The sequence below is a fragment of the Allobosea sp. 2RAB26 genome, assembly GCF_052115465.1.
Classification (GTDB): Bacteria; Pseudomonadota; Alphaproteobacteria; order Rhizobiales; family Beijerinckiaceae; genus Allobosea.
Window position 1 is genome coordinate 1 of the sequence record NZ_JBFRGS010000057.1, and the last position, 1,406, is coordinate 1,406.

The 1,406-nt window shown below is 62.7% G+C and carries 1 protein-coding gene; it reads left to right on the top strand.

Annotation, left to right across the window (positions count from 1 at the left end; genetic code table 11):
* The first annotated feature begins 118 nt into the window (after positions 1-118).
* Positions 119-1,150, top strand: coding sequence for an IS110 family RNA-guided transposase (locus tag AB4118_RS33955; protein ID WP_441493890.1), 1,032 nt, complete (start codon positions 119-121; stop codon positions 1,148-1,150).
* Positions 1,151-1,406: the final 256 nt, after the last annotated feature.

The following is a 1,406-nucleotide window of genomic DNA, read 5'->3' on the forward strand; positions in this document are numbered from 1 at the left end:
CTAGATGCCGTAATGGGCCGGCGCTTCGAATAGCCATTTTGGGTGGCTGTCCCTCAGAATGATGGTGTTGAAAACGAGGTCCGAGCGATCGGCCTCAAGCATCATGAGAGGAACAGCCGTGGAGCATTATGCTGGAATCGATGTCTCTCTGACAGAGAGCAGCGTGTGCGTGGTCGATGCGACGGGTAAGATCGCCCGCGAGATCAAGGTCGCCAGCGAGCCCGAGGCGCTTGTTGAGTTTTTCGCCGAGCTGGAATTGCCCGTCGTTCGCATTGGCCTGGAGGCTGGGCCGCTCTCGCAGTGGCTGCACGCAGCTCTTGTCGCTGCTGGCCGTGAGGTCGTTTTACTGGAGACCCGTCACGTGAAGGCGGCGCTTTCGGCGATGACGGTGAAGACCGATCGGAAAGACGCCCGCGGGATCGCGCAACTGCTGCGGATGGGCTGGTATCGCGCGGTCCACGCGAAATCGGTGAACTCCCAGGATACCCGGGCGCTTCTGGTTGGCCGCAAGCTTCTGCAAGGCAAGCTTCTCGACGTCGAACTGAGCATCCGTGGCATCCTGCGCGGGTATGGGTTGAAGGTCGGCGACGTCAGCCGGGGCCGGTTCGAGGCGCGCATCCGCGAACTGACCTCGGGCCACGTCGTCTTGGAGACGGTGATCGGCGCGATGCTGGCGGCGCGCGCGGCGCTGTGGAGCGAGTTCACGAAGCTTCATCGCGAGATGCTGAAGATCGCGCGCGCCGACAAGGTCTGCCACCGGTTGATGTCCACCCCGGGCGTCGGCGCGCTGGTCGCCCTGACCTATCGCTCGGCGGTGGATGATCCTGCGCGGTTTGGGAAATCCAGCACGGTTGGCGCCTATTTCGGGCTGACGCCCAAGAAGTATCAGTCAGGCGAGACGAACCGGGACGGCGGCGTCAGCAAAGTCGGCGACACCATGGTGCGAACCGCGCTTTTCGAGGCGGCGCATATTATGCTGACGCGGGCGACCCGCTTCTCGAGCCTCAAGCGTTGGGCGCTCGATGTAGCGCAGCGCCGCGGCATGAAGCGCGCCAAGGTGGCGCTCGCGCGCAAGCTGGGCGTTGTGCTCCACCGCATGTGGGTCGACGCCACCGAGTTCCGCTGGAACAAGGCCACTCTGGCGGCATGAGGGAGATTCACATCTTCGAAGCGGACCAGGATCGGCGCCGCTTCATCTGAGGTCCCGTCGCTGGGACGAGAGCCTGGCAAGGTCGTGTGTAAGGCTGTGATTGCCTCGGCAAATCACGCACCCCTAGATTGACCTGTCGGCTCTGGATCTGATGGCATGGTGTGGCGGTCTTCGTACTGACCACGGACAGAAGCATGATCCTGGCGACGAGATATCGTTCAGAGGGACTTGACGATCAAAGGCCCATTACAGAAGC